The 26,255-nt window shown below is 56.8% G+C and carries 18 protein-coding genes; 2 read left to right on the plus strand and 16 right to left on the minus strand.

Annotated features, from left to right (window positions below):
* The 11 genes from NZ823_01650 to NZ823_01700 all read right to left on the minus strand — a co-directional run.
* On the minus strand, positions 1 to 2,423 hold a 2,423-nt coding region (locus NZ823_01650; GenBank protein ID MCS6803832.1), incomplete at its 3' end, for a CHAT domain-containing protein.
* Between the two features lie 399 nt (positions 2,424 to 2,822).
* Positions 2,823 to 4,046: a pilus assembly protein TadG-related protein gene (locus NZ823_01655; protein ID MCS6803833.1), complete on the minus strand. Its 1,224-nt coding sequence runs from the start codon at positions 4,044 to 4,046 to the stop codon at positions 2,823 to 2,825.
* Positions 4,047 to 4,129: 83 nt separating this feature from the next.
* Entirely contained in the window at positions 4,130 to 4,555 is a 426-nt protein-coding gene (locus NZ823_01660) for a pilus assembly protein (protein ID MCS6803834.1), read from the minus strand.
* A 4-nt stretch (positions 4,556 to 4,559) separates the two neighbouring features.
* On the minus strand, positions 4,560 to 4,970 hold the full coding sequence (locus NZ823_01665; protein ID MCS6803835.1) for a pilus assembly protein: 411 nt from the start codon (positions 4,968 to 4,970) through the stop codon (positions 4,560 to 4,562).
* 186 nt (positions 4,971 to 5,156) lie between these two features.
* A complete protein-coding gene (locus tag NZ823_01670) occupies positions 5,157 to 5,792 on the minus strand; it encodes a carboxypeptidase-like regulatory domain-containing protein (protein ID MCS6803836.1) in 636 nt (211 codons plus the stop codon).
* Positions 5,793 to 5,877: 85 nt separating this feature from the next.
* Positions 5,878 to 6,507, minus strand: coding sequence for an RNA polymerase sigma factor (locus NZ823_01675; protein MCS6803837.1), 630 nt, complete (start codon positions 6,505 to 6,507; stop codon positions 5,878 to 5,880).
* A 567-nt stretch (positions 6,508 to 7,074) separates the two neighbouring features.
* Positions 7,075 to 7,779: a response regulator transcription factor gene (locus NZ823_01680; GenBank protein MCS6803838.1), complete on the minus strand. Its 705-nt coding sequence runs from the start codon at positions 7,777 to 7,779 to the stop codon at positions 7,075 to 7,077.
* A 36-nt stretch (positions 7,780 to 7,815) separates the two neighbouring features.
* Positions 7,816 to 9,957 carry a GAF domain-containing protein gene (locus NZ823_01685; protein MCS6803839.1) on the minus strand — a complete coding sequence of 714 codons (2,142 nt, stop codon included), beginning with the start codon at positions 9,955 to 9,957 and terminating at the stop codon, positions 7,816 to 7,818.
* Between the two features lie 444 nt (positions 9,958 to 10,401).
* Complete coding sequence (locus NZ823_01690) at positions 10,402 to 12,660, minus strand: right-handed parallel beta-helix repeat-containing protein (GenBank protein ID MCS6803840.1); 2,259 nt, start codon at positions 12,658 to 12,660, stop codon at positions 10,402 to 10,404.
* A gap of 525 nt (positions 12,661 to 13,185) precedes the next feature.
* Positions 13,186 to 15,939 carry a TonB-dependent receptor gene (locus tag NZ823_01695; GenBank protein ID MCS6803841.1) on the minus strand — a complete coding sequence of 918 codons (2,754 nt, stop codon included), beginning with the start codon at positions 15,937 to 15,939 and terminating at the stop codon, positions 13,186 to 13,188.
* 411 nt (positions 15,940 to 16,350) lie between these two features.
* Positions 16,351 to 16,473 carry a kelch motif-containing protein gene (locus tag NZ823_01700; GenBank protein ID MCS6803842.1) on the minus strand — a complete coding sequence of 41 codons (123 nt, stop codon included), beginning with the start codon at positions 16,471 to 16,473 and terminating at the stop codon, positions 16,351 to 16,353.
* Between the two features lie 296 nt (positions 16,474 to 16,769).
* Here NZ823_01700 and NZ823_01705 point away from each other — a divergent pair, with 296 nt between their 5' ends.
* The gene (locus NZ823_01705; GenBank protein MCS6803843.1) at positions 16,770 to 17,768 is read left to right on the plus strand and encodes a hypothetical protein; all 999 of its coding nucleotides are present in this window, start codon (positions 16,770 to 16,772) and stop codon (positions 17,766 to 17,768) included.
* Positions 17,769 to 17,989: 221 nt separating this feature from the next.
* Here NZ823_01705 and NZ823_01710 read toward each other — a convergent pair whose 3' ends face one another.
* From NZ823_01710 to NZ823_01730, 5 genes are all read right to left on the minus strand, one after another.
* Positions 17,990 to 19,498, minus strand: a complete 1,509-nt coding sequence (locus tag NZ823_01710; GenBank protein ID MCS6803844.1) for a hypothetical protein — start codon at positions 19,496 to 19,498, stop codon at positions 17,990 to 17,992.
* Positions 19,499 to 19,555: 57 nt separating this feature from the next.
* Complete coding sequence (gene cphA, locus NZ823_01715) at positions 19,556 to 22,177, minus strand: cyanophycin synthetase (protein ID MCS6803845.1); 2,622 nt, start codon at positions 22,175 to 22,177, stop codon at positions 19,556 to 19,558.
* 4 nt (positions 22,178 to 22,181) lie between these two features.
* Positions 22,182 to 22,997: a cyanophycinase gene (locus NZ823_01720; protein MCS6803846.1), complete on the minus strand. Its 816-nt coding sequence runs from the start codon at positions 22,995 to 22,997 to the stop codon at positions 22,182 to 22,184.
* A 282-nt stretch (positions 22,998 to 23,279) separates the two neighbouring features.
* Positions 23,280 to 24,425: an acyl-CoA dehydrogenase family protein gene (locus NZ823_01725; GenBank protein MCS6803847.1), complete on the minus strand. Its 1,146-nt coding sequence runs from the start codon at positions 24,423 to 24,425 to the stop codon at positions 23,280 to 23,282.
* Between the two features lie 263 nt (positions 24,426 to 24,688).
* Positions 24,689 to 25,132 (minus strand): hypothetical protein, encoded by a 444-nt coding sequence (locus NZ823_01730; protein MCS6803848.1) that lies wholly within the window; start codon positions 25,130 to 25,132, stop codon positions 24,689 to 24,691.
* Between the two features lie 182 nt (positions 25,133 to 25,314).
* Here NZ823_01730 and NZ823_01735 point away from each other — a divergent pair.
* A partial coding sequence (locus NZ823_01735; GenBank protein ID MCS6803849.1) for a tetratricopeptide repeat protein occupies positions 25,315 to 26,255 on the plus strand: 941 nt, incomplete at its 3' end.

A 26,255-nucleotide genomic window follows, 5' to 3' on the forward strand; every position in this document is an offset into this window, starting at 1 on the left:
GGCGCCGCGTCATCCGCAACCCCGATGATCAACAGCCCATCGCCGGCTGCGTGTCCCGCCTCTCCCCCCGTGCGCACTCGCCCCCTCGTCCCCCCCCCACTCTCACTCATATCTGGCCAACGCCCCGCCTTCTCTACACACAACTTGTAGATGCTGGCGCTGGGCACATAGGATATTTCATACCGATCCACCAGATACTGCGCCCCATCATGCAACGCATGAAACGGCACATAATGCAATAACCCATGCGGCGCGATGATGACCTTGCGATCCTTAACAAACGTCTCGACCGGCGCCATCAGCGCGGCATATAGGTGCCGCAGGTAATGCCGAACCGGCTTCTCCGGGTCACCTAATGGTTTGCCAAAGCCACTCGAATTCATGGCGAATTGGTCTAGATAGAACCTCACCCACTGCAACAGTGATGCGATCTGATCCATGCTGGCGGCGCCGTCAAACACGCCCCATGTCTGATGGTCGAAGGCAAAAATCTTCACATGGCCATTGACGAAGAAATACTCAATCAAAGCTTCGTCTTCGGCCAGCATCCCGCAGACGTGTTCTGCATCCAGCGATGGCGTTGTGTAGAGCCCCGCATACTCAGCATCCGTCACACTCAATTGACGGGCCACGTGCGCCAATTGCTGCTCACGCTGGCGAATCGCCTCATGCAAGTGAGGTCCCAACCAACTGGGACGCTGGTCTGTGCGAGCTTCAGCGTGATTGAGCTTGGCATAGAAGTAATCCAGCTCTTCGCGCAAGCGGGTCCATTGCTCCTGCAACGCCGCCACAGACGGATCATCGGCTTTGCCCCGAATGTCGCGGTTTGACGCTAACAGCTCAGCCAGCGAGCGCGCTTTGGCGGCTTCCACGTAACCGAACGCTTCGTTGATTTTGTCCGATGCGCCAGCAGCGAAACAGAGACTGACCAGGTCTTCATAGACGCACTGTTTGTCTCTGATGAAGGCACATTTGTACTCATCGGCGCGAATACTGCTGCGCATCGCCTCCAGATAGTGTACAGCCTGTTTGTAACTCTCGTAGGCTTCTGGTAAGCATCCTGTCGCTTGTTGAATGTTGCCCAACAGGTGAAAAATCTGATAGCGGAGCCAGGGCGCTTCAGCGTTGGCCAACAACGTGAGCGCCGATTGAGCCAGTGAAGCAGCTTCGTCCAAACGGCCTTCCGACCATCTCAATCGAGCCTGCTGAAATTCGGCATACGCCGCTTTGGCTGGCAGGTCGCGTTGCACCAGCCACATCCGAGCTTCGCTGCATAGTTGCCAGGCGCGTTCATGGTCATGACAGCGGCTCAACAGTTCGCCCAAATAAATATCAGTCAGCGCGGTATACACCTGGTTCCCTTCGGCGAGAAATCCCTGGCGAGCCTCCTCCAACCACTGCTGAGCGGTAGACAGATCGTCCAGGTGCATGCACGCGATGCCCAGGTACATGCAGGCTTTGGCTCGTTCGTAATTCATCTGCAATTCGGTGAACTGCGCCTTCGCTGAGTGCGCTACGTTGAGCACATCTTCGAGCATGTTCAATTGCAGATAAACTTCCGCGCGATCCAAATCGCAGAGCGCGCTGAGCGACGTGTCGCCCAGCTCGTTGGCTCGCGCCTGCGTCTGGACAAACAGCTTGAGACTTTCTTGAAACCGCCCGCGCAGAAAATAGAGCCACGCGATGCTGTAGTCTGTCTGATTAACAAGCAACGGCATCGCAGCGGCCTCATAGCCGCGCCGAGCCTCATGATAAAGCGCCAGTGCTTTGTCAAATTCATTCAACTGGGTGTATTGATTCGCCCGATTGAAATTGAGTTGAGCGCGATCAAACTCGTTGAGTTCGGCGAACGTCTGTTCGGCTGCGTCATAGCAGCGCAGCGCTTGCTGATATTCATCCAGGCGATGATAGATATTGCCGACATTCACTTCCAACTGAGCGAGCAAATTGCCTTGATGATGTTGCCGGAAAATGGCGCGCGCTTCGTCCGCAGCCACTAGCGCTTCTTGATAGCGTCCCAGATACATCAAGGCGTCAACCTTTGCGCGACTGACGCGGGCTGCTTCGACATCACGGCCGGCGCAGCGGTAGATGGTCTCAGCATGCTGATAGTGTTCGATGGCTTGCCCGTAATGTCCGGCGACATGAAGCGTCTGAGCAAGCGCGTGAGCGGCCAGCGCATGGCAGATCGGATCATCAACCAGATCGGCAGCCGCTTGCACGACGGTCGCCACGCGATAAGCCTCTTGCGTGTCGGTACGAACCAGATGAGAGACGTAATCCTTCAAGCACCGGATAAGTGACTCGTTGATCCGCTCGCGCTCGACGCATAACACCCGACTGAGCTCATCGCCGTCAGACAACGCGAGCAAGCGCTCAGCCAACCGCCGGTCAGCACTCTCTGGTTGATGGATCGGATTCATGGGCAACGTCCACAGAACACAGGTCAACGTGAGTTCAGGACCTGGTGGACTCGCCCCGGTGCAACTGGAATGTCCACTTTTTGCCGCAACAAAGCAATTAGCAGAACTACCTAAAAATGCCTGCTATTTTGGCATGTGCAATTGCCCAGCTTCTCACTGACGATCGCTCCGCCACTGAAAAAGAGACAACAGCGCCAGGCAAATTTCCACCTGGCGCTGTCCTGTTGCGTATGTGGTAGAGATAAACCGTCATACCATATTGGAGGCACTCTGCTCGAACTCAAATCATTCATCGCTGCGTTGCGCTCGATTTTCATTGGGCTGATCGCTGAATCGGCATTCGCCGATTCCTTTCTTCCTTCATATCTCTTGGATGTCTCGCCGAACTTGAATCCGGCGCTAATGCTGTTCATCTTCAATCAGCCGCACAGTCCCTAAATATCGGCCGCCGCCACCAACGGATTGCCCGCTCTCCCGCTCAATGATAGTGCCGGCCTGGCCGTTTCTGGCGCGGCTTTGCACAAACCGACCCCACACCTCATGGCCGCTGGAGCCTTCAACAAAGAACGAGGCGATATTGGTCACCTGAAATGTTGTCCGTCCATGATCGGGCGCTGTGAACACGCTATAAACGGGGATCGGCACAATGCGCGGACTCTCATTGAGCGGATACCGACTGCTGATCACCACCCATTGTCCGGCAGCGTTCTTCACCATGCGCGCATCAGGGTCCAAAGCGATCAACGCTTCCACGCCCTGAACCGTTGGACCTGTTTTGTTGCCCGGCTCTGTCTCCAATGTATCTCCCACCTGCACCAGCCCATCGTAGCCATTGACGATCCAATGCCGATAGTTGTTTGCTCCGCGGCCGGCGAATGCAACAAGGCCAAAATTGCCGGGCACGCGCGGGTGTCCGTTCTTCAACCGAATGACGGTGCCGGTCACATCACGAGGCACGATCAGCCCGGTGACGCGGGCGCAATCAGTCTCACGACTCAAATCCTGTCCGTCAAACTGGCCATCATAAGGAGAGACATAGTGATCTGAGGCAACTGTGACACCGTTCCACGTGTGTGGCGTGCTTTTGAACGGGCCGTGCGGCTTAATGTTCACCTCGGCATCGTTGGGCGGCACACACAATGCGCCGTGCCCAAACTGGTCCAAGATAGACCACGGGCGCATGCCGCCGCCTTGCGGCCCGCCGGCGACGCCCGACACAGGCACAACGATAGAGGTCGCATGCACACGGGCATTGACAAACTTGACACCCAGAATCCGCCCAAAAAACGTCCGAATGGGGCGCGTCATGGCGACGCGTATGACATGAGGACGCGGAAAAGTGATCTCAGCGGGCGCCAGCGTGACGCTCCGGTCGCCCACGCGATTCTGAGCGGCAGCCGCGATGGCCAGTTGCTTAGCTCGCCCGCTTTCTGAGGTGTTGCCCGGGTCTGCAATCATCCCTTGCGCTCCCGCCAACGCTGCCGCGTCAACGGCGTTTTGCATCTGGCTTTGCACGTGGTAGAAGTAACCGACATCTACCGCTAACGCTGCCGCGCCAAGCAAACAGACTGTGCCAATGGCCACCAACGCGATAACCGTGCCTCTCTGTCTCGTTTTTCTCATGGTTCCAACCTCCGATCTGTGGTGCATCTGGTTGTTACCTGGCTGCGCATTTGCTTCATGCTGGACGCCTCTCGTTCGGGAATTTATTCACGTCGCATACGGCTCGCTGCGCTGAGCGTCACTGTTTGGTCAATGTGCAACAGACGCAGGATCAGCGGCGTCAGGCGGTAGGAGATCGTCACCTGTGTTGGCTCGCCGGACCTGCCGGTCAATCCCGTTACGCTGATTGTCACCGCATCAGAACTGAGCCCCCCGCTCGCCAACGACGCATTGATCTTACTATAGACCGATTCCGCCGAGTTGGTCATCGTGGCGAGTCGCGCGCTCTGGCGAGCCGCGTTGGTGATGCTATGTTGCACCATCAACACACGACCGAAATCCACAATGCCCACCAACATGATCACGAGGATCGGTGCAGCCATAGCGAATTCAACCAATGTTTGCCCTCGTTGAGCCTGCGGCCGGCGCGATTCGGTGTTGATGTCTCCTCTACGATGCAAACTCATCATAGCGTTATAACCTCATCACCGTTGTCGCCTGCAAGGGACGCTGCCGACTGATACGACCTAGCCCACCGACAGCGAATACGCTCTCCAGCGGCGACGTGAATGGATACCTGACCGTAACCGATGCCCACGTTGTGGAGGCGTTGATGTCCACCTGAACCGATACGTGACGCGCCTCAAGCCCGGCTTGTTGGCAATAGTCCATCACAGCCGCCCGGACAGCGGCGACCGTGCCTCCCGGCTGCGTGGCCGCCCGCGCGCCAACACGCGACGCATTGGTGATCACGTGCTGATTCTGCATGACCCACCCGATGTGCGCCAAGCCAGAGAAGATCAGCACAAGGAGCGGCATCGTCAATGTCAACTCAACCAGCCCATGTCCTCGCTGTCGTCGTGATTGTGATCTGCGTCTGCTCATCTGATCTGCTCGATCCATGACATTTACCTTCCATCAGTCAAGGGTCATTCAGGGCCCGAAAAATTCACCCAGATCAAGAAATTTTCACTGCCATCTTGTGACAGCTCGCGCCAATCATCCAATACACACGTCCTAGCATGGCATAGGGCCTTTGCTGGCTCAGGATCGCCAGCGTCGAAGCCTTGATCAATTGACCAGCGGATGAGTGGGCGACTCAATGAACGCCGCGAGGTCCTCGATTTCGATCTCCTGACCGCTTCTTATTTTTAGACTGTAGATGCCCTCCGGCACGTCATCAAACATGAATGCGCCAAACGGGTTGACGTGGGTGGTGGCCACGATCTGCTCGTTTTTGCACAATTGAACTTCTGCGCCCGCAAGGCCGTTGTGGGCCTCATCGAGCGATTCACCTAGAATATTGACTGCTCGAGTATTTGGCTTTCGGCTGACGGAAATATCAATGCGGCAATGGCCGGCCTGATAAATGAGACGCCGAGCTTGCAGGCCGTGATACCGCACTGCAAACGCAGGCTGCAGCATCCTGTAGTCGGCGATCAGCGCCGCCACGATGCGCTGGATGACCCCAGGCCGTGAATGCTTCACCTGGTCTCCAAACAGTTGCACGGCCTGACGCACTAACCAGCGCGGGGCATGAACAAGCTGGCGACGTGCGACTGTTGTGACAATGCGCTTGGCGAGTTCCTGCTCTGACTGACACGCCCGGCAGCCGGCAGCGATGTGAGCACTCACCCGCTCGGCTTCATCGAGCGGCAGGCGGTCTCGCATCCATTGAATGTATTGATCAAATGATGGACAACTCATAAGCTTTCTTATCTCCCACGTTGTTTGTCACGTTTGTCTGATCCACTGATCATGGGCGCGTGATCGAAGAAATAATTCATCCTTGCTAAAAATTTAGCTCGTCCAGGATTCTGCGGATGCGCTTCAGGCAGCGACCACGTTTCGGTCCGATTGTGGACGGCGCGAGCCCCATCTGTTCGGCCAGCTTCTCATACGAACTTTCTTGATCATCGTAAAAGAGCGCCTGCACAAGTTGACGACACGGCGCATCCAGCATAGAGACAGCCTGCTCCAGCAATCGTTCCTGCTCTAGTTGCTCAAGCAGTTGATCGGGTACGAGCGATTCATCAGGCTTGTTGGCCAGCTCCTGCTCCAGATGATCTGAATCCACCAGATAGCGACGAGCGCGCTCCCGCCGGCGAAAACACTGACGCCGCGTGACCGTCGAGAGCCAGGAACTCAATTTCGTGGCATCGTTCAATTTCCCCAAATCTTGTAGCAATGCCAACCACACCGATTGGAACACATCGGCGGCGTCTTCGCGCGACAAGCGAAACTTGAGCGCAATCGAATAAATCAGTCCTTCGTAACGCTCCACCAGCGCAGCCCATGCCGGTTCTTCTCCGGCTAAACACCGCTTGACTAATTCGGTATCTGAATAGCGATGATAAGATTCAACCGGTTGGACTCCCGGCATCACCATCTTCACGCTCGTTTCACTGACCAGTCCGGGCATGCATGACTCCTTGAAAAAGATTAGCGACGTGACCCTGTTCGCTAGCTCAACATTTCTGTGCGGTCGCTTCTGGCTGGCTCGACCTCGATGCGCTGTTATCATCTCAGGAATCTCAGCGAAACGAAATCCGTGTGATTACCGAACCGGCGCTGTAAAATTACTGAGCAGCGTTTCCAGGCTACAAGATGCAGACAAGTATGATGCCTGTCAGCGCCGATGGGGGGTACGGGGACAGCATCTGACAGGCATCATCGGCAAGAGTCAGGTTGCCCTGAGCATTCACCTAAAACACCCTGGTCTTTCCATTAATCAATGGGCAGCAAGCGCAGGAAAAAATTCATCGGCCAGAAATCAAGGGCAGCAGGTGTGGGAAAAATTCATCTGGCTTAGCCAGAATCACACGGCGACACGGTGACGCGCGGTTCTCGCTGCGCTTTGCGCCCTACCGATGTAACGGTGGCCGACGATGGCCGCTGTGCCTGTCCCGTGTTGGGATAGAGGCGGGGATGGGTGGCCGACGATGTGGCGGTGGCCGACGATGGCCAGCCGCCGGCGTTCGTCGGTCATCTATTCCACTGTGGTGAGCCGATTGCGAATGGCGAATTTCACCAGTCCGGGCGTCGTGTGGATATTCAATTTGTTCATGATGTTGGCCCGGTGGGCGTCAACTGTACGGATGCTTAAATCCAGTTGGGAGGCAATCTCCTTGCTGCTCAAGCCGTCAGCGACAAGTTGTAGGATTTCGCGTTCGCGATCGGTCAGCAAGCTCAATGGATCATCACTGCCCTCGCCGATGTTCGGCCCGTGCAGGTAGCCTTTGACAACCATGTTGGAGATAGAAGGACTCAGATAAGTATTGCCGAGCAGCACTTGTGAAATAGCGTCTACTAGCTCGCGGGCAGCGCTCTGTTTGAGCACGTAGCCGGAGGCGCCGGCGCGCAACGCCGAGTAGATATACGCCTCATCCTTGTGCATGGACAACACGATGGCCTTCAGTCGCACATTTTTCTTGCGGATGCGCTTGATCGTCTCGATACCGTTCAAGCCCGGCATGCCGATGTCTATGACGACCAAATCAGGGCGAAGCTCATCAATCTTTTTCAACGCCTCCAAACCATCGTGCGCTTGGCCGACAACGAGAAAGCGTGGGTCGCTGGCCAACATATTCGCCAAGGCATCACAGACGATGGCATGATCATCAGCCAGCAAAATCCGAACGGCATCTCGTCGAACCGTCGTATCCCTCTGGTCTCCGCTAACCAAACCTGGCATAACCGTCTCCTTAACGTTGATAGCTGATAGATTCCTCTATCTTTCCTCAGACCGATGCGACGCCTGGGTGGCGCTCAGCAGCGGCGCCGGCGCAAGCGCCATCGGCCACGGGATGACGACCCGCAGCGTCGTGCCCTTGCCAGCTTCTGCGTCAATAAACAATTGCCCGCCCACCGCCGACGCGCGTTCTTGCATAGACAATAACCCGATGCCGCCGCGTTCCGGATAGGAATTTTCCGACAAGCTAATCGGATCAAAACCTCGGCCGTTATCCTGAATCTCCAATTCGACCACTTCATCCTTCTGGCTCAGTCGAATGGAAACCTGCGTCGCGCCGGCATGCTTCTTGATGTTGTTGAGCGCCTCCTGACTGATACGAAACAGCGTGGTTTCAATCTCCGGCGATAGTCGCGAGAAGTCAGCATCCACAATCAACTGGATTTTCCACCCGCACCGCTCGCCAAGGTAATCCACCAACCACTGCAACGCATCGAGCAAACCTAAATCATCCAGCAAAGACGGCCGCAGATCATGTGAGAGCCGCCGTAGGTCATCCAGCGTCTTTTCGGTCAACAACTTGATCTGCCGCAGCCCACGGCGAACGACTTGCAACGAGGCAGGCACTTTCTCTTCCAGCATATCCAACCCGATCAACATGCCGGATAAGACTTGGCCGACCCCGTCGTGCAACTCGCGGGAAATACGCGCCCGCTCCTCTTCGAGCACGTTGGTCAATCGCATGGAGAGCCGTCGTAGCGCCGTTTTTTGCGACGACACCTGAGAAAATAGATTGGTATTATCAATGGCAATCGCCAACTGATTGGCAATCCCCACGGCGATTTTAATGTCGCGTGAGGTAAACTGACGGGGCGTTGCCGAATTATGCAGCCCCATCAATCCGATGACATCGCTCTTGGCGACCAATGGCACTAACAACCAACCACTCAAGTCAGGTCCGCCCACGCCCGACACGCCCAACGGCAGACTGTGAGCCATCACGTCCACAACTAGCGGCTCGCGCCGACGCAACACATCGGCCAGCACGTGCGCCTGCCCCATCTGGACACGCATCGAGCGAAATTCACGCTCTTGCGCCGGCGACAAGCCGCGCATGCGAGTTGCGTAAACGGTCCTCTTGGTCGGCTCGCGCAGCAACACCACAAATTGATTGCAGCCCAGCAGTCGCGGCGTAATCTCCGACGCTATGCTCAACAGATCATCCAAACTGGTAAACTGGCTCAGGCTCTCGGCCACCCGCAGCAGCGAGGTGGAAATTTCCGCCTCTTCCTTTTGTCGTTCGTAGAGCCGTGCATTTTCAATGGCAATCGCCGCTTGGCGACTCAACCCTTGCAGCATCGAAAGATCATCGGCCGTGAGGCTATCCGACCCCGGTCTGTTACCCACCGCCAACACACCGATGAAATGGCCGGCCGTGTCAATGATCGGCGTGCAGATGCAGGACTTCAGTTGAAACGTCATCCGCTCCTCATTTGTGGGCAGCGTATCAGCATCGGTATCCGCGCAGAAGTAAGCGTGTCCCGTAGCCCACACGTGCCCGACAATTCCAGCCTGACGTGACCATGTGACTTCATGTGAGACCCACTGCTGACCATCCCAGTACTCGCGCAACGTGAGCGCGTGATCTTCCAGCAGCGCGACAAATCCGGTTTCAGCGTTGGCCAGCGCCGTGGCCCGCACCACGATGCGCCTGAGCAGCTCACTCAGTTCCAACTCCGAGGTAATGTCTTGCGCGAAACTGAGCAATGCTGACAATTGCCGGATCATGCGCCCGTTCTCTAATTTCAGGCGCTGCTTCTCCAGCACGCCATTGACCGTTGAGATTAACTGATTGGGTCGAACCGGCTTCTCAACAAATGCCATCACGCCACGTTCCAGCGCCTCCAACGCGCTTTTCAACGTGGCATAACCGGTGATGATGACGACTTCCGTCTTGGGAGAATACTGCTTCAGATGCTCGACGAGATCCATCCCGTGCATGTCGGGCAAATTCAAATCGAGGAGCACCAGATTACAAAAGCGACGCTGCACTTGTTCGATTGCGTCGGCAGCGCGCCCGGCGGTGTCTACAGAAAACCCACCGCTCTGCAAAATTTCTGCCAACGTGCGAGCGACAAGCGGCTCATCATCAACAACAAGAATGTGCGGCGTCACACTCATGCGTACATTACCTCAAACCCCTCTTGGCGGCGCACAGATTACCCCAACCCACTGCCAATCGGCAAGCCGAAAGCGTCATTTTACGCTCCACCAGCGCCGGCTGACTCACGCTCGTTGAAACGACTTGAACGACCATCACAACAACGACCATCACAACCACCGCCATGATACTCATGGCTCAGTGGCCAGAGTACCAGAGTGAACGAACCGGCAAAACCCGTACCAAAGTTGAACGATCCTCGCCTCTCATCAATCTGTGTGAGGAAAACACTGAATCTGTGTGTGTTGGCTGCCGAGCAGGACTAGCTCAACGCTATCGGCAACAAACGACCAAAATTGCAAGACTGAAAAATGGTTTTCAGGGCTGGAACAGATGTCGCTCGCGGCTCGTGACCGGTCAGGCTCACGCACGTGGGTGAACGATGACCGGTCACGAGAAATTGGTTAACGAGTTAGACTAAACGGCGCGTCGCTTCGATCGTGAATAGTTTCGTCATCGAGGCTGATCACCTCAATGAGGCAGTTGGCAGTAGCCAGCCCGTTTGGCTTCCAGGATACTGAGCCGGTGTTAGGAATACTCCTGAAGATCGTCCGATATGTGCGGCCACCGTCGCGCGACAAGCGAACCATGACATTGCCAGCAAGACCGGTTGAGACCCATTGAATCGTCTGCTGGCGCCCTAGCTTCCACTGCTCGCCGCCATTGGGCGAGACCACACGCAAGGATTTCGGCTCAACGATGGTGAACACAGCATCGCTGCTGTCGTTGACCGAGAGCGTCGTGGCGCTGCTGATGCGGATGACCGCTCGGGTCGTCGGCGTGCCGCTGACCAGCCACGTCTCTTCTCCATCGTTGAGCACACCACTCATCAGCGGCGCAAATTGACGGCCACCATCGCGCGACAGCTCGATATTGACCGGCCCTGTGAGATTGCTCGATGACCAACGAATCGTGACCGTCTCGCCAACGCGCCACTGCTCGCCGCCATTGGGCGCCACAACACGCAGCGAGGGCGCCGGCGGCGCTGCCGCGGATTCAAATGCCCCAATGTCAGGCGCCCGACCATGAAACTCGCCAAGATAAACCGGATCGCCTTGCGACCAGCGAATCGCCCGGGCGAACGTCAGCGTGTCGCGCTCGATATTGACATCAACAACTTCAACAGGCGGATTTGAGCCAATTTTCACTTGATCGCCAGCCACCAAACCAAACCCATTGGTGAAGTAGGAAGCATCCTCCACAGAAACGACTGTCCCATTGCCACCTGTCTTTGTCCACGTCAACGGCACGGCCGCATCAATGCCGGGAGAACCGTCTCGCAGACGATAGTTGCCGGCCGCTTTATCAACAAAGAGCGGCTCGGCCTCCAGATTGTCACGCACGAACTGGGAATAGCGTTGCTGATAGTGCCCGATGCGTTGCAGGCCATCCAGGCTCACCACATTCATCAACGGGCGTTGATTGACCACGTTCCCTGCTACCATGTATGAACGATAAAACGATTCGCCAAATTGCCGATCAGGGAAGATGTAAAAGAACAATTGATGCTTCTGCGCATTGGTACGGCAGATAATGTTGTTCTTAAGCACATTGTCGCTGATGTTCACCTGCGATTGGCCCCAATTGGTGATCATCACGCCGCTGGCGTGGGGATTGCTTTCATCCGTGCCGTTATCCACAAACGTGTTATGGTAGACCCGATTGCCATAGGGGTTCGGGGCATCGGCCCAGCCGTTGATGATCACGCCCATCCGCTCATTTTCCACCAGCACATTGCGTCGAAAGATGGTCTCGGCCGATCCAATCTGTACGCCGGCGCCGCCTTTAGCCCCATCGGCGCCGATGCGGCAACGAACGAATGTGTTGTACTCGATCAGATTTCGTCGAGCAATGAACTCTTCACCGCGCGCCCACGGTGGATTGACGCGCCAGACCATGTCAATGCCCTTATGCCAGGCGTTCTCGAAGTAATTATTCCGAATCACATTGTAGGACGTGTCTATCCCCAACAACGCATGGCCGCCATTGATGAAGCGATTACCTTCAATCAACGTGCAATCGGCTCCCCGACTGAGCCGAACAGCATCGCCCCATGCTTGCTCGTCACCCGGCGCATAGCGGTCGCCCCAATTACGAAATTCATTGTTGATCAGCCGATTGTAGACCGAGCCGTTATACAGATAGAGGCCCGCATAGTAGGGCGTGTAGCCGTTCCCGATGAATGTGTTGCCGATAATCTCGTTGTAACTTCCGTTTTGGATCTCACCCCACGCCCCGGTAGGATTTTGGAACGTGATCCCTTGCACCGTGATGTAGGATCGCTGGATGAGATTTAACAACAACTCAACGCCTTCGATGATGACCGTCTGCCCTTGAGCAGCGCGGTAGGTGATCCGCGCTTGAGCCGTCCCCGACACGACCGGCGCAATCGGTTCACGATAAACCCCTGCCTGGATAATCACCGTGTCACCCGGCTGAACCAACGCGTTGGCTTGGGCTATGGTGCGCCAGGCCCGGCCGGGCGATTTGCCATCGTTAGTGTCCCGGCCATTGCGCGCGTCAACGTAGTATGTGACAGGCGTACGGGCCTCAACCGGCCTCATCACGCTCAAACCAATAGCCATCTGAAGACCGATTAAAAAGAGAACCGTCAGGCGTTGTAGCAGGTGCGCTCTCGGATTTCGTTGACCATGACCCACCATGTTCACCTCACCAAATCTGTTTTTGTTTCAACGCTCCTCATGACGAATGAGGAACCATCCAAGGCGCAACTGACGTGCCGTATAAACGCCACGGCCCCCACCAGAGGCGAATTCCTCGGCAACGTGTTGACCAACTTAATACTTGCTTTGCAGCCCAGCCAAGTGCGGCTCAACAGGAGTGGTTTCATCCATGAAAAGATAATTTCAACGAGATTGAGACAGGCCGTAGAGGCAATTCGGGGTCCGTGATTCGTAGTCCACGATCCGTGAGACGTGCAGAGCCGCTGATTAACCACGCAATAGGGTGAGTCTCCAAGATATAAAACATTACGTTGCTTCCTCCAACTCATCAGGCAAACGATACAAGACGTGGCCGATGCCTTCCGCGCTCAAATCGCATGTTCTTAATTCCTTCTCGTGTTATCGTTCACCAGGGTTTCCCGGTAGTGACGACTGACTGACTGAACAGGCGATGTGCAGATACCAGTGGCGTGCGCCCCAGGGTGAAATGGTTTGCAAACCGCTCTAAAACTGCACCCGGTAGCGCACGGTCACACTGCGGCCTGGCCCGTCAATGCCCCAGCCGGGGCTGCGATGGCTTTTGTCGCCGATGTTCTCGAAATCAATTGAGATTTCGTGGTTCTCTTTGAGGCGGAACCCACCGCGAACGTTGATCAGACCGTAGCCGGGAATGGCGCGAAACAGAGGAGCCGACTCAACACCGACGCCAAGGACACGGTTTTGCACTTGAGCCAACGTCTCGCCGGTAGGTATGAGTATGCCGCCTGCTGAGCCGCACTGGCCCGTCGTGCCCGGCGTAGTCAGTCCGCGCACGCACGCGCCCCGTCGGAAGAAGTTCTGAATGCTCGTGCGCGAGCGGGTTGCGCCGGTGCGACGATCCGAGAGGTCAAGCGATGACAGTCGAGTCTGGCGGCCAGCCAGTGTCGAGTACGCTTCGACCCAGTACCGTTTGCCCTGTGGTTGGTAGCGCAAGCGTAGAAAGCCGACTTGCGGCGGGATACCGGCGCCGCCAAGGTTCGGCGGTGCGCCCGTCTTCTTGTCCTCAGCGCGTACATAAGAGTAGTGGCCGCTGAAGGTCCAGGGGTCAGCTAAGCGCAGGTTCAGTTCATACTCCACCCCCTTCATCCGCGTTGCGCCGAAGTTCACCTGCACTAGCACGGGCGCAGGCGAAAGTGGAACGAAGACCGCGCCGCTGGGTAGTTGCCGCTCGATCACTTGACTGCCCAGACGCAAGCCCACAGCGCCCGGCGGAAGGATGAGCGTTTGTCGGACGATCGTGTCGTTGTAATCTATCAGATAGCCGGTCAAGCTCGTGTCAATGCGGCCCCTGCGATAATGCACTCCGACGTCGAAATTGTTCGTCGTCTCCGATGACAGCGGCGAGACGGGGATGCCGGTCGAGACCGCACTCTCGTCAGCCGTGCTGCCTATCATTGCGTTCAATCCAATCACGTCCGTTGCCGCCACCTGGTAGCCTACGCCGACCAAGCCAAGTGAGCCGAGGGCGGTGATGTTGGGCGGGCGAAAACCCCGGCTATAGTTGAACACGACGTTAAGGCCATCGGCGACAGTCGTCACAGCGCCAATCCGCCCAGACCAATCAGCAGCTCGCAGCGAATCATCAGGGAAGAGCGGTTGGCCTCGAACGACAGGAGCATTGGCAGCACGCGATCGGTAGGAAGCAACGTTGTAACGTAACGCTCCGCTCAACCGCACGCGGTTGGGAACGGCTTCATAAGAGTCTTGCACGAAGAGTCCCGCCAGGATGTAACGAGCGCCGTTCGGAACTCGAGGGCGCACGAGCGTCACGGCTCTCGTTGCCGGCTCGAAAGAGAATGATGGCGCGTTGACATGATCGCGGTAGATGTCCCCGCCAATGAGGAACGTGTTGCGGCGTGTGGCGTGTTTGTCGAGGAAGAAATTGAACCCGAATGAGCTGGTGCGCTCGCGGTCATGGGTGATCGCCGCCAGCGGATTCCCCTGTCCGCCCTGGTTGACTCGCTCCTCGCGTTGACTGTTGTAAGAGACCGTCAATGAGCCGTTGTCGAAGAAGCCGACGCCCTGCTTGAAGTAGCGGAGATAGCCGAAGTCGAGCATCAGGTTGCGCAGGTCGGCTACAAGGTTGCCATCGCCGCCGAGTAATTGGTCGTACCGTTTGCCGCCATCCTGCTGCCCGCGCGAATAGTGGAGACTCAGTTGCTGGTCACTCCGTGGCATGTACATGAGGCGCATCATGCCGCCGTAATATGTGAAGGCTGTGTCGGGGAGCCTCTCCTGGCCCATAATGTTCGACGGCAGCCCAAGAAACCGCGTGATCGCCGAATGGCTGTCAATACCGCCGCCGGGCCTGAGCGTGTTGATGCGACGGCTGCTCATGTTGGCCAGTAAGCCGAAGCGACGCGTGCCGTAGCTGAGTAGTGTATTGCCGCCGAAGGACAGGTCGGCGCTGGTGAAGAAGCTATTGAACTCGCCGCGCAGCGTGGGTGAGTCCAGACTGATCTCGGGCACGCGCGAGACCAGATGCACCACGCCGCCAAGCGAATCCGCGCCGTACTGCGCGCTGTTGGTGCCTCGCAAAACTTCGACGGCGCCAAGCGGCGTCGGATCGTTCAAATTAAAGAACGTGTTGATGCCGCCGCGCTGCGTGGACTGCGTGAAGCGGACGCCGTCAATGTAAACGCCGACTTCTGTCAGGCCGCGCACGACCACTGCGCCGATGGTCGGACTGGTACGCTGAAGCGAGACGCCGACCTCCTCATCAGCCACTTGCGCGAGCACGGCGGTGGTGCGCTGCTGGATGCTACGCTCAGAGATCACGTTGACCTGCTGTGGAACGCGCTCCCGGTCTTGCGCTAGGCCTGTCTCGGCGGTGATGGTGATCTCTTCGGTGACGCGGCCCACTTCGAGCATCACGTCCACCTGAGCAACCGCTCCTGGGGCCACGACGACAGGCAGGCGGCGTTGATCGAACCCCACGCGCGTAACGCGAATCTCATAAGCGCCCGCCTGCACATCCACGAAGCGAAAGACGCCGGCTGCATCTGACTCGGTCGTGCGCAAGACAGCTTGCTGAGCGTTGAGCAGGAACACCCTCGCCTGAGCTACCACTGCGCCAGAAGCATCGGTTACCGTGCCGGTGATGCTGCCGAGCAGGCTCGGTGAGGACTCGGTTGAGCGCGCCACGGCGTCAGAGGTCGTCACGAAAATCACGCACAAGCATACGACCAAACGTTTCCAATCAGAGCTTGCTTCTCGCATCGTCCATCTCCCGAAAATCCCTGAGAGCGCACGCGCGGTGCTTCGTCAGGGCCCGCTTGCAAGGGCACTACCAGATTTGCTTAGTAGCACGCCGTCGCTCATGGAGGATTTCCCGGAATGAAGAATTCGTTTCGCCCCAACGAGGGCGCGTTGCGCCGTTGGCAACGAAGCAATAGCAATGGTCATGATTACAGCGGGAAAATCGCGCACCATGCTCGCCGGTCAAACCACATTGTCGCCAGACACGGCCTGCCACATGCAAAAAACAACCAAATAAATCAACTGGTCCTTGCACGCCGCAGATGGTAGAACAGAGAGCAAGAGAAGATCAATGCCTGCTGCTACGCGGTGCTAACGACAATGGGCAGGCCAACGGTCTTGCCCTCACCAAGATGGTGACTACGGCTGGAGCTACTGAGTCGGTGGTGGTCCCGCTTCCCTGTCATAGAGTTCCGCGCTGGCTAACGCACCGTTGCCGCCGGCGACGAGCACTTGGCCGTTGGGCAGCAGCGTCGCCGCGTGGTTCAGCCGCACTTTTCATCCGTCACGACGTGCTGTCGCGCATGGACGATCCCCGAACCGTTTTGTTTGAGACCCGTCTTTATGGCCTCACCTTGAGGTGATGCAAACATCAAAAACATTCCAGGAAAAATTTCGCAGTGACGTGCCCCTTCAGCCGCGCTCCCTGAAACCGCGGCTTGGCTTTCAGCTCAGCCGGCACGGCAGGATGCTCGGTGGCGAGCCCTTGTCATCAACCAAGATTTCATGAACAATCTCAGGCCACCATCAGTTCACAATGAGCACGCACGATGAAGTAGTCATCTGCTGAGATGAGCCGCTTGGCGCAACCGGTCAATATGACGAGCACAACCGATCAACCAGATCGTTTCATCGTTGGCGGCAATTGGCGCATCATTCAATATGGCCAGAATTTTGGCGCTAATGCATGGTTTCCTGAAGGCAACGGTGTGGCTCGTCATCGAGACGTGGTGCTCATGGAACTAGAAGCATTGCGGCAGGTCGGCATCCAGTTGGTGCGCGTCGGCCTGCTTGATGACGGTCGCACCCTGTTGGACGACGACGCACGAGTCGTAGGCTACGACGACATCTTCCGCAACGATGTTCGCTTGTTTCTGGAGCTGGCGCAGGCCGCCCGCATGCAGGTGGAATTCTTTCTGTTGGATTTTCTCGTGGCCGCCAAGCCGCTGCGAACTGGCGATGTCCTGATGCAAGGTCGGCCGCAGCTTTTTCTTGACCAGTCACGACGACGGCAGTTCATCAGCGATTTCCTCAGACCATTCCTGCGGGAGTTTGGCAATCATCCAACGCTCTTTGGTCTTGACATCATCAACGAGCCGGAATGGCTGATCAGTCAAGACGAAGGTGGTGGATGGGAATTCGTCAGTCATGCCGACAGGCAAGCCCAAGAGCCGCTGCCGGCCCGACAGGTCAAGGAGTTCATCAGCGAGTGCATCGCTACGATCCGCGCGTTGGCTCCGACTCAGTTGGTAACTGTCGGCATTTCGGGCGTGCTGATTCCGCTGATTGCCGACCTCGACCTCGATTATTTCGCGCCTCATCATTATCCGTGGATGGGCGATTTCCGAAACATTCTCGACGCGCTGCCGGAAGGAAAACCGTGGTTGCTGGAAGAATACCCGACTCACAACGCGCCGATGAGTCTGACTGACTATCTTGATAGTGTGTGGGAGATGGGTGGCTCTGGCGCGTTGATGTGGAATTTGACGCCGGGCATTGACGAGTACACGTTTCCTCACGAGCGACAAGAAGCCATCTGGGCCGAACTGAGAAATTGGATCGCGTCATAACCCATGCAACAGCGCCGCGCACAGCAAACAGGGGCAATCTCATCCTGATAGTTGCTGCGCAATAGCCACCACAGCATGCAACAGCGCCGCGCGCGGCAAGCAGGGGCGATGGTATGTCCCTGTCGCACGAATGTTGCGCTCGCTACTGTGGCACCGGTTCAACAAATGTTGCGTGTTGATGAGCCGGTTCCCTGCCGGACGCTTGTTGCACGGGTTCGCGTTTACATCTTGCCTTGATCCGGTGAGGCTTTCCAGCCGCGCCACACGCCATTGGCGTTCATGATGTTGACCCACAATTTGTCATCCATGCCGCGCACAAACAGGTAGAGCTGATTGTTGAACACGGAGACGGTCGGCGCTGATGGCGTTCGGCCTTGACCGGGGACTTCGCGCCAGCCGCTCCATTGAGTACCGTCTGCGGTCATATTCATGTAAACGCCATTGTTGGCGCCGCGCATGAAGACATAGAGTCTCCTATTGAATTCGATGGCCACCGGCTCAGAGTACGATTGCGCATCACCGGTCAGTTGTTGCCAGCCGCGCCACTGATCGGTCCGATCCAGCATGTTGGAGTAGATGAGATTGTCGTTGCCTTTGGCAAAAACGTACAGTTGACCGCCAAATAACACGCTGGCCGGAGCTGACGTCATCGTGAGAGAGACCGTCGCGCCCGGCCCGACGATTGGACCTTTGCCCGGACCCGGCGCCGGCCCGACAATGACCGGTGTGCCTGGCGCGGATGGAGCTCTCCACTCCTGCACGAACACGCCGTCATCAGTGCCGCGCACGAGCACGTAAACGAGATCGTTGATCAAGGCCGCCGTCGGCCCTGAGGTTGTGCGCCCCTGGCCGGGTAGCTCTGACCAACTCGACCATTGATTACCAGACCAGCGCGCCGTCATGATCGCGTTATTGGGGTCACGAATGAACACATGCAGGTCATTTCCGACACGCAGCATGGCCGGAGCAGACGGCGTGCGCGCTCCGCCCGGCACGGGCGTCCACGCGCTCGAAGGCGTCGAACCAGCGCCTGGCCCAGCGCCCGGTTGGATGATCCCGACAATCTGCCGCCAGAGGTCAGCCCAGCGATTTTGCTCAATCGTCGTCATCCAGAGCGTATCGTCGGTGCCGCGCACCAGCACGTAGACGTTGTTGTTGATAGAAGCAACAGCCGGGGCCGACAACGTGCGCCCCTGGCCGGGCAGTTCACGCCAGCCAGCCCACGTCGTGCCACGCGTCAATGAATTGGCCCAGATACCATCGTTGTCGCCACGCGCCATCACGATCAGATCACGACCATAACTGATGGCCGCCGGCCCCGAACGCATGCGCCGAGACTCAGGAATCTCTTGCCACGTTTGCACAAATCCACTCTGACCAACCGTCGTGTGGTAGAGGCCACCATTACGACTGCGAATCAAGACAATCACGTTGCCATTGTAATAAACAGCCGCCGGCTCGTCCGTGGTGCGCATGTTGCCGGGCACTTCTTGCCAGGTAGACCACTGCCGACCGGCGCGCATCAGGTTGTAATAAATGCCATCATTCGTGCCGCGAGCAAATACATACAGATCGTTGCCAGCAGCCACTGCGGCCATCCCGGCCAGCGTTTTCGCCTGACCGGGAACCTGCGTCCATGAAGGCATCGTGATGATTTGCGCTGTGGAACGCGCTGTGATGAACAACGTCCACACAATCAGACACAGAGACAAAAGAACAGATTTTTTCATGAGAAAGCTTCCTCCCCTCGAAAAGATGTGTAAAGCCGTTAAGCCAAATTCCTATTCCTAAAGATGAGCCGCTGCGACTCGTTGATCGCGAAACTGAATGATTTGCTCGAACGTGCGCTTGATATTGTCCGCTGTGATGACGATCAGATCATCCTTGCGGCCTTTACTCAGAGCATAGGCCACCGCCTGGACCTCATCAAGCACAATTTCGATGGCTGCCGGATCATGCCCGGCGGCAATAGCCGCTTGCTGCATGATGCCGGCCACCTCGCCGACGGCTCGCCCACGCCGATCGTCATCTTCTTTGATGATGAGCCAGTCGAACGCTTGACCGGCAACACGTCCCATCGCTTCGATGTCCACATTGCGGCGGTCGCCCGGCGCCGCCACCACGCCGATGCGTCGCCCCACGTTAAGTTTGGCAATGAATGAAGCGACGTTGCGATAAGCGGCCGGATTGTGCGCATAATCCAACAACACATGAAAATCGCCAACCTGCTCCAGATTGAGCCGGCCCGGCGACAAATAAAAATGCGTATCAAACGTTTTCAAGCCGGCGCGAATATCGTCAATGCTGATTTTGGATAGATGCGCTGCTAAGGCTGCAACCATCGCGTTGGCCACATTGAACATGGCGCGGCCATTGAACGTGGCAGGCACCGAATTCAGGTTGATGACGGGAACTTGATGCTTGCCGTGGTGAATGACGATCGAATGCTCATGCAGCGTGGCGCCAATGCCACCGCGTTCGACATGACGCTGCCACACCTCGTTGGTCGGATCAAGCGAGAAATAACACAACTGCCCGCCTGCCCGGTCGGCCAGATTGACGAGATACGGGTCTTCAGCGTTCAGAATGGAATAACCATCAGGTCGAACGACTTCCACCACGACCGATTTGACGTGGGCTAAATCCTCCAGCGTTTCCACGCCACGCAGACCCAGATGGTCTTCCGAGATGTTAGTGATGATGCCGATGTCGCATGAATCGAATCCCAATCCGGCTCGCACAATGCCGCCGCGAGCTGTTTCCAACACAGCAAAATCAACGGTCGGATCGCGCAGCACCATCTGGGCTGACCAGGGGCCGGTCAGATCGCCTTGCAAAATGCGCTTGCCATCAATATACAACCCGTCAGTCGTTGTCAGGCCCACTTTCCTGCCAGCCATTTTCAGGATGTGCGCCAGCATGCGCGCTGTTGTCGTCTTGCCGTTGGTGCCGGTGATGGAGACGATAGGAATTCGGCTGGGCGTGCCAGGCGGATAGAGCATATCGAGCACAGCGCCGGCCACATCACGCGGTTGACCGACGGTCGGATGGACGTGCATGCGGAATCCTGGTCCAGCGTTGATCTCGCAAATAGCGCCGCCGGTCTCCTCAAGTGGTTTGCTGATGTCAGTGGTCAACATATCCACGCCGGCAATATCCAAACCGATGACGCGGGCTGCGCGCCGTGCAATTTCGATATTGGCGTAGTGAATATCATCGGTGCGATCAATCGCCGTGCCGCCGGTGCTGATGTTGGCCGTGTACTTCAGATAAACGATCTGACCGCTCGGCGGCACTGAATCGAGCGTGTACCCTTGTTCGGCCAGGATGCGGTGAGATTCTTCGTTGATGAAAATTTTGGTCAACGGCTTTTCGTGTCCTTCGCCGCGCAACGGGTTTTTATTTTCGATCTCCACCAGCTCGTGCACCGTATGCTGGCCATCCCCGACAACATGGGCTGGCACGCGCTCGGCGACGGCGACGACTTCGCCATTGATCACCAACACGCGATGATCGCGGCCATGAATGAACTGCTCGACAATGACCTCGTCGGCATAATCGCGGGCGCGCTCGAAAGCGGCTCGCACCTCTTCAACACTCTTCAAGTTGATGGCCACGCCTTTCCCATGATTGGCATTGAGCGGCTTAACGACCAATGGGAAGCCCAACTCGACGGCTGCCTGCACGGCGTCCTCGACGCAATCCACCACGCGCCCTTTGGGCACGGGCAAGCCGACATCTTCCAGCAATCGTTTCGTCAACGCCTTATCGCTGGCCATATCGGTGGCGATCAAGCTGGTGTTCGATGTGACGGTCGCTTCAATGCGCTTCTGATATTTCCCATAGCCAAGCTGAACCAGGTTCCGCTCATTCAATCGCAAGATGGGAATGTCGCGTTCTTTGGCTTTGTCAATGATTGCTTGCGTGCTAGGGCCATAGGCCACGCGGTCCAAGATGCGACTCAACTGGGCCAGCTCTTCGGCAAAATCCAACGGCGTGCCGTAAACCAGATGCTCGACAATGCGAACGGCCAGTCGTCCGGCGGCCAGACCGACTTTCTCTTCGATGTAAGAGTAGATCACGTTGTAAACGCCGCGTTGCTCCGTCGAACGCGCCTTGCCATAGCCAACCGGCGTGCCGACCAAACACTGCAACTCAAGGGCGAGATGCTCAACGATATGACCGGCCCACGTGCCTTCGCGCAGCCGCGTGATGAACCCGCCGGGCACACCCTCTGAACAGCGATGCTCGTACAGCGACGGGATCATCTGGATGAGCCGGTCGGTAAACCCTTCGATGGTATTGGACGGTCGCTCTTCCAAATCTTCGATGTCCAGCACCAGCCGGATGACCGGCTTCAGGCTGTAGACATTCGGGCCGCGATACACCTGCGTCTCTAGGATTTTCATGGCCTTACTCCTTGAAGATCACCTGCCGACGTTGCAGATCGAATCGTCCGCCATGCACCAACGTGTGCAACCGGAGATTGGCAAACGCCAGCGGACTGCGATCCGGCGTGGTGCCCAAATTGACCGATCGCACTTGGCTCGTGTCTATCAGCGTGACCGTGCCGCGCCCAATGACCGACAACTGGCCATCGTTGACCACAGCCGCCGTGTCTTCATCAACGCCAACGCCGAGCATCTGCGGAAACGAGATAACGGCAGCAATCAACCGCCCCAAACGTTCGCGCTGATGGAAATGTTGATCAATCAGCAACGACCGTGTCAGCCCTAGCCCTTGAGCAATTTTCGCCATCCCGCTGCGAGCCAGGCTGCCACGCCCGCCGCTGGCAATCATCGGATCGCTCAACGCAGCAGCGCCAGCGCTCGTGCCGGCAATGACAGCACCACGCGCATACGCCGCCTCAATGGCGCTGAGCGCCCGCGTGCCATGCAGAATCCGAACGATTTTGCTTTGATCGCCACCGGTCATGAAGATGCCTGTGGAAGAAGCCAGCTCCTTAGCGACATCAGGCAGATCCGCTTCCTCATGATTGAACAGCGGCAGCACGCGTACAATGCGCGCGCCCAGCTCGCTGAAAATCTGCTGGTAGATGGCTCCACTGTCATGATTCTCCGACGCGCTTGGTAAAATGCTCAGCCTGGCGCGTGGCCCGCCACTCAATTGAACGAACATGCGCAGGATGACTTTCTGCTCAAATTTATCTTCGGCGCCGCCGATCAACATGAGCGTGCCTTGTTGTGGCGCGGGACGCTTACTCTTCATGCATGCTCACATGGTTGCTTCACAGCGTGATGCTTGGCTGAGAGCGAGCCATTCTAGTGAAGGATGCCAGAGCGCGTCAAGCAATCGAGCTTGCGGTAAGCACAATGCCCGTTTCGCTCGCACGTACGTTGAGTCTGAATTGGCATCGGCTGCGCATCAGCATTCTGACCGCCGTTCCTTTGCGCGTATGGTAAGCCAGAATTCGCCTCCATCGCGCATTAGCATTCTGATCGCCGTTCCTCTGCATGCAATGCCCTTTATCACATTCAGGCATCCGAACACCTACCGCTCGGCGAGCAAGTGTCGCGCGATAATCATGCGCTGAATCTCCGACGTCCCTTCGCCGATTTCGCCCAGTCGCGCATCGCGATAGAGTCGCTCAACGGCATACTCGCTGATGTACCCATAACCGCCATGAATCTGCAATGCCCAATCGGCGCACTTCTTGGCCGTTTCCGAAGCAAAGAGCTTGGCACACGAAGCGAGCATATTGACATCTTTGCCTTGGTCATATTCCCAAGCCGCACGCAAAATCATCAGCTCGGCTGCGTCCAGCTCGGCTTTCATCTCAGCGAGCTTGAAGCTGATCTCTTGAAATGCAATGAGTGTCGCGCCAAACGCGCTGCGCTGCATTGCATAGGCGAATGCTTCATCCAAACAAGCCTTGCCAATGCCCAGACAAAACGCCGCCATGCCGATGCGATAATTGACCAGCGACATCATTGTCTGCTGAAAGCCTTGACCTTCGACGCCAACCAGATTCTCGACCGGCACGCAACACTCGTCAAACACCAATTCGCCCGTCGGCGAACCGCGCACGCCCAGCTTGCGCATCGGCTTGCCGCGAATGAACCCCGGTGTGTCGGCGTCCACCAAGATCAAGCTCATCCCTTTGCGTCCAGCTTTCGGATCGGTCACGGCTAACACCAAGACAACATCAGCAATCGGACCGTTGGTGATGAACATCTTCGATCCCTTGAGCCGGTAATGATCCCCGTGCTTCTCCGCGCGCGTTTGAATGGATGCCAAATCCGAGCCGGCATTCGGTTCGGTCAAAGCGAGCGCGCCGATCCATTCCATGTTGATCAACTTGGGCAAGTATTTTTGCTTTTGCTCCGGTGTGCCGAATCGCAAAATCGCCGTGCCGCACAGCCCGACACTCGCGCCGACCGACAGCATCGTGGCCGGACATGCTTTGGCCAGCTCAATCATCGCCAGCGTACCGGTCAGCGTATCAGCGCCGCTGCCGCCATACTCTTCAGGGAATGTCAGGCCCGGCAGTCCAAATTCGGCCAACGCTTTCAAACTCTCCGGACGCAACCGGCCAGTCTGATCAACCTGCATCGCATACGGCGCGACCTCTGCTTGAAGAAATTGCCTAAGGCTTTTCAGAAACTGTTGCTGTTCGTCAGTGAGACTGAAATCCATAATCGTGATCCGTGATTCGTGATCCGTGATTCGTGACCCGTGATTCGTGATCCGTGATTCGTGGTCCGGGGCTCGTGATCCGGGGTCCGTGATTCGTGAGGAATGCCTGCGTTGAGCCAACCACCAACCATTGTCTACTCTCTAATGTCCACTGTTCACTCTGCAATGTCCACCGTCCACTCTCCAATGTCCACTGTTCACTGTCCAATGCCCACTCTCCAATGTCCACCGTCCACTACCACCGACCACTGACTACCCGTCCACTACTCCTTCGTGTATTCATAGGTGCACTCAATGCTGGCTGCCGTTTCATTCCAGGCATTGAGCGCCTTCATCAGTTGCATGATCATCAGCTTGCTACCCTCGATTTGATAGTGGGGGGATGTGAGCGCACGCAATGGCGAGATGTTGCCTTTATTCAACTCGGCGCTCATGTCATAGGTCGCAGTTGCACGCATGACCCATTTGGTATCAAAGGGAGCCTGCCGCAACTCAGTCCAGGGAGTCTTTTGCGCTTCATAAGACCATTCGACCGGTTGGCCATCCTTGAATTTCCACACAACCAGCCGATCCTTTCCATCGGGACAATCATAAATGCGGAATCCAAAGACGCCGTTGAGCCGACGACCGTCTTGCGCAAATTTTTCACTCGCTTTCAATCTCTTTTCCACTTCGGCGACCCATGCTCTGGTGTAGTACTTGAACATGTTTTGAGCCTCCTTGCTGTCGGACGTGTGATTGAACGAGCCGGCATTGTATCACACCGTTGCCGAGTGAGAACATCCTCTAAACCGGATGGCTGATGACATTGTGGCCATGCCAGGCTGATGTTAGACTGTTGGGGCTATTAAGGCCGAATGCCTCGTAGCCACAACGGAGAGGATGAGCCATGAAGGGATGCCCGACATGCCAGCGCCTGTTCCCAAGCGTTTACAAAGTCTGCTTGATTGACGGCACACCACTGATCGAGCAGAATGGACCTGCGCAGAAAGAGGCACCCGCCAGAGCGCCGACCGAACCGCCGCTGCGAGCCAGCATTCCGACACCACCGGAGCGGCTTGCCAGATGGGCACAGAACGACGCATGGCCGCAGGTAAAATCCCGTAGATGGCTTTGGTGGGCGGCGCTCGCTGGCGCGGCAGTGATGGCAGCTCTGGTGATCTACGTCGCAGTCTGGCCTATGCTGATTGAAAGGCGCTTCTACGCGGCATTAGAGCAGGGACGGTTGGTGACGCCGGAAGGCAACAGCGCCTACGAGCTGTATCAACAACTGAATCGCCGAAAACCGAACAGCCCGATGATTGCCCAAGCGCACGCCCGTACATTGCCACTGGTGAAAATCAAAGGCGACGAAATTTTTCAACGCTGGTACAAGGAAGCCAAAGCCTCCGACGACGATTGGACCACGGCACAGAAACTCTATGACTGGGCTGCCCAGATGGACCCTCACGACAGTCATTGGCAGGCTCGGCGATACTATTGCCGAGGTCAGATCGCCTTTCGGGCACAGCGAGACGCCGAGGCAATCGAGGCATACCAACAAGCCATCAACTACGAACCTCAGTGGAGTTTGCCTTACAACAGTCTGGGCGTACTGCATGCACGTCGGCGGCAGTTCGATACAGCAATCAGGTGGTACACACAAGCAGCCGCCTATGACCCAACATGGTCGTTTCCCCATAGTAATCTAGCCACGGCGTACATGGCTTTGCAGCAATACGACAACGCTGAGGCCGCTTTGCTGAAGGCCATCGCGCTGGATGATGCTCGCCCATTGCCGCATCTGCGATTGAGCGAAGTGTACGAAAAGCAAAATCGGTTGGCCGATGC

This window comes from Blastocatellia bacterium, from assembly GCA_025054955.1.
Lineage (GTDB): Bacteria > Acidobacteriota > Blastocatellia > HR10 > J050 > JANWZE01.

What these genes read in the sequence shown, in the direction of transcription:
- NZ823_01655 (MCS6803833.1), bottom strand. Translation starts at nt 4,046, where the DNA reads ATGAGAAAAACGAGACAGAGAGGCACGGTTATCGCGTTGGTGGCCATT.
- NZ823_01660 (MCS6803834.1), bottom strand. Translation starts at nt 4,555, where the DNA reads ATGATGAGTTTGCATCGTAGAGGAGACATCAACACCGAATCGCGCCGG.
- NZ823_01665 (MCS6803835.1), bottom strand. Translation starts at nt 4,970, where the DNA reads ATGAGCAGACGCAGATCACAATCACGACGACAGCGAGGACATGGGCTG.
- NZ823_01670 (MCS6803836.1), bottom strand. Translation starts at nt 5,792, where the DNA reads ATGAGTTGTCCATCATTTGATCAATACATTCAATGGATGCGAGACCGC.
- NZ823_01675 (MCS6803837.1), bottom strand. Translation starts at nt 6,507, where the DNA reads ATGCCCGGACTGGTCAGTGAAACGAGCGTGAAGATGGTGATGCCGGGA.
- NZ823_01680 (MCS6803838.1), bottom strand. Translation starts at nt 7,779, where the DNA reads ATGCCAGGTTTGGTTAGCGGAGACCAGAGGGATACGACGGTTCGACGA.
- NZ823_01685 (MCS6803839.1), bottom strand. Translation starts at nt 9,957, where the DNA reads ATGAGTGTGACGCCGCACATTCTTGTTGTTGATGATGAGCCGCTTGTC.
- NZ823_01690 (MCS6803840.1), bottom strand. Translation starts at nt 12,660, where the DNA reads ATGGTGGGTCATGGTCAACGAAATCCGAGAGCGCACCTGCTACAACGC.
- NZ823_01695 (MCS6803841.1), bottom strand. Translation starts at nt 15,939, where the DNA reads ATGCGAGAAGCAAGCTCTGATTGGAAACGTTTGGTCGTATGCTTGTGC.
- NZ823_01705 (MCS6803843.1), top strand. Translation starts at nt 16,770, where the DNA reads ATGAGCCGCTTGGCGCAACCGGTCAATATGACGAGCACAACCGATCAA.
- NZ823_01710 (MCS6803844.1), bottom strand. Translation starts at nt 19,498, where the DNA reads ATGAAAAAATCTGTTCTTTTGTCTCTGTGTCTGATTGTGTGGACGTTG.
- cphA (MCS6803845.1), bottom strand. Translation starts at nt 22,177, where the DNA reads ATGAAAATCCTAGAGACGCAGGTGTATCGCGGCCCGAATGTCTACAGC.
- NZ823_01720 (MCS6803846.1), bottom strand. Translation starts at nt 22,997, where the DNA reads ATGAAGAGTAAGCGTCCCGCGCCACAACAAGGCACGCTCATGTTGATC.
- NZ823_01725 (MCS6803847.1), bottom strand. Translation starts at nt 24,425, where the DNA reads ATGGATTTCAGTCTCACTGACGAACAGCAACAGTTTCTGAAAAGCCTT.
- NZ823_01730 (MCS6803848.1), bottom strand. Translation starts at nt 25,132, where the DNA reads ATGTTCAAGTACTACACCAGAGCATGGGTCGCCGAAGTGGAAAAGAGA.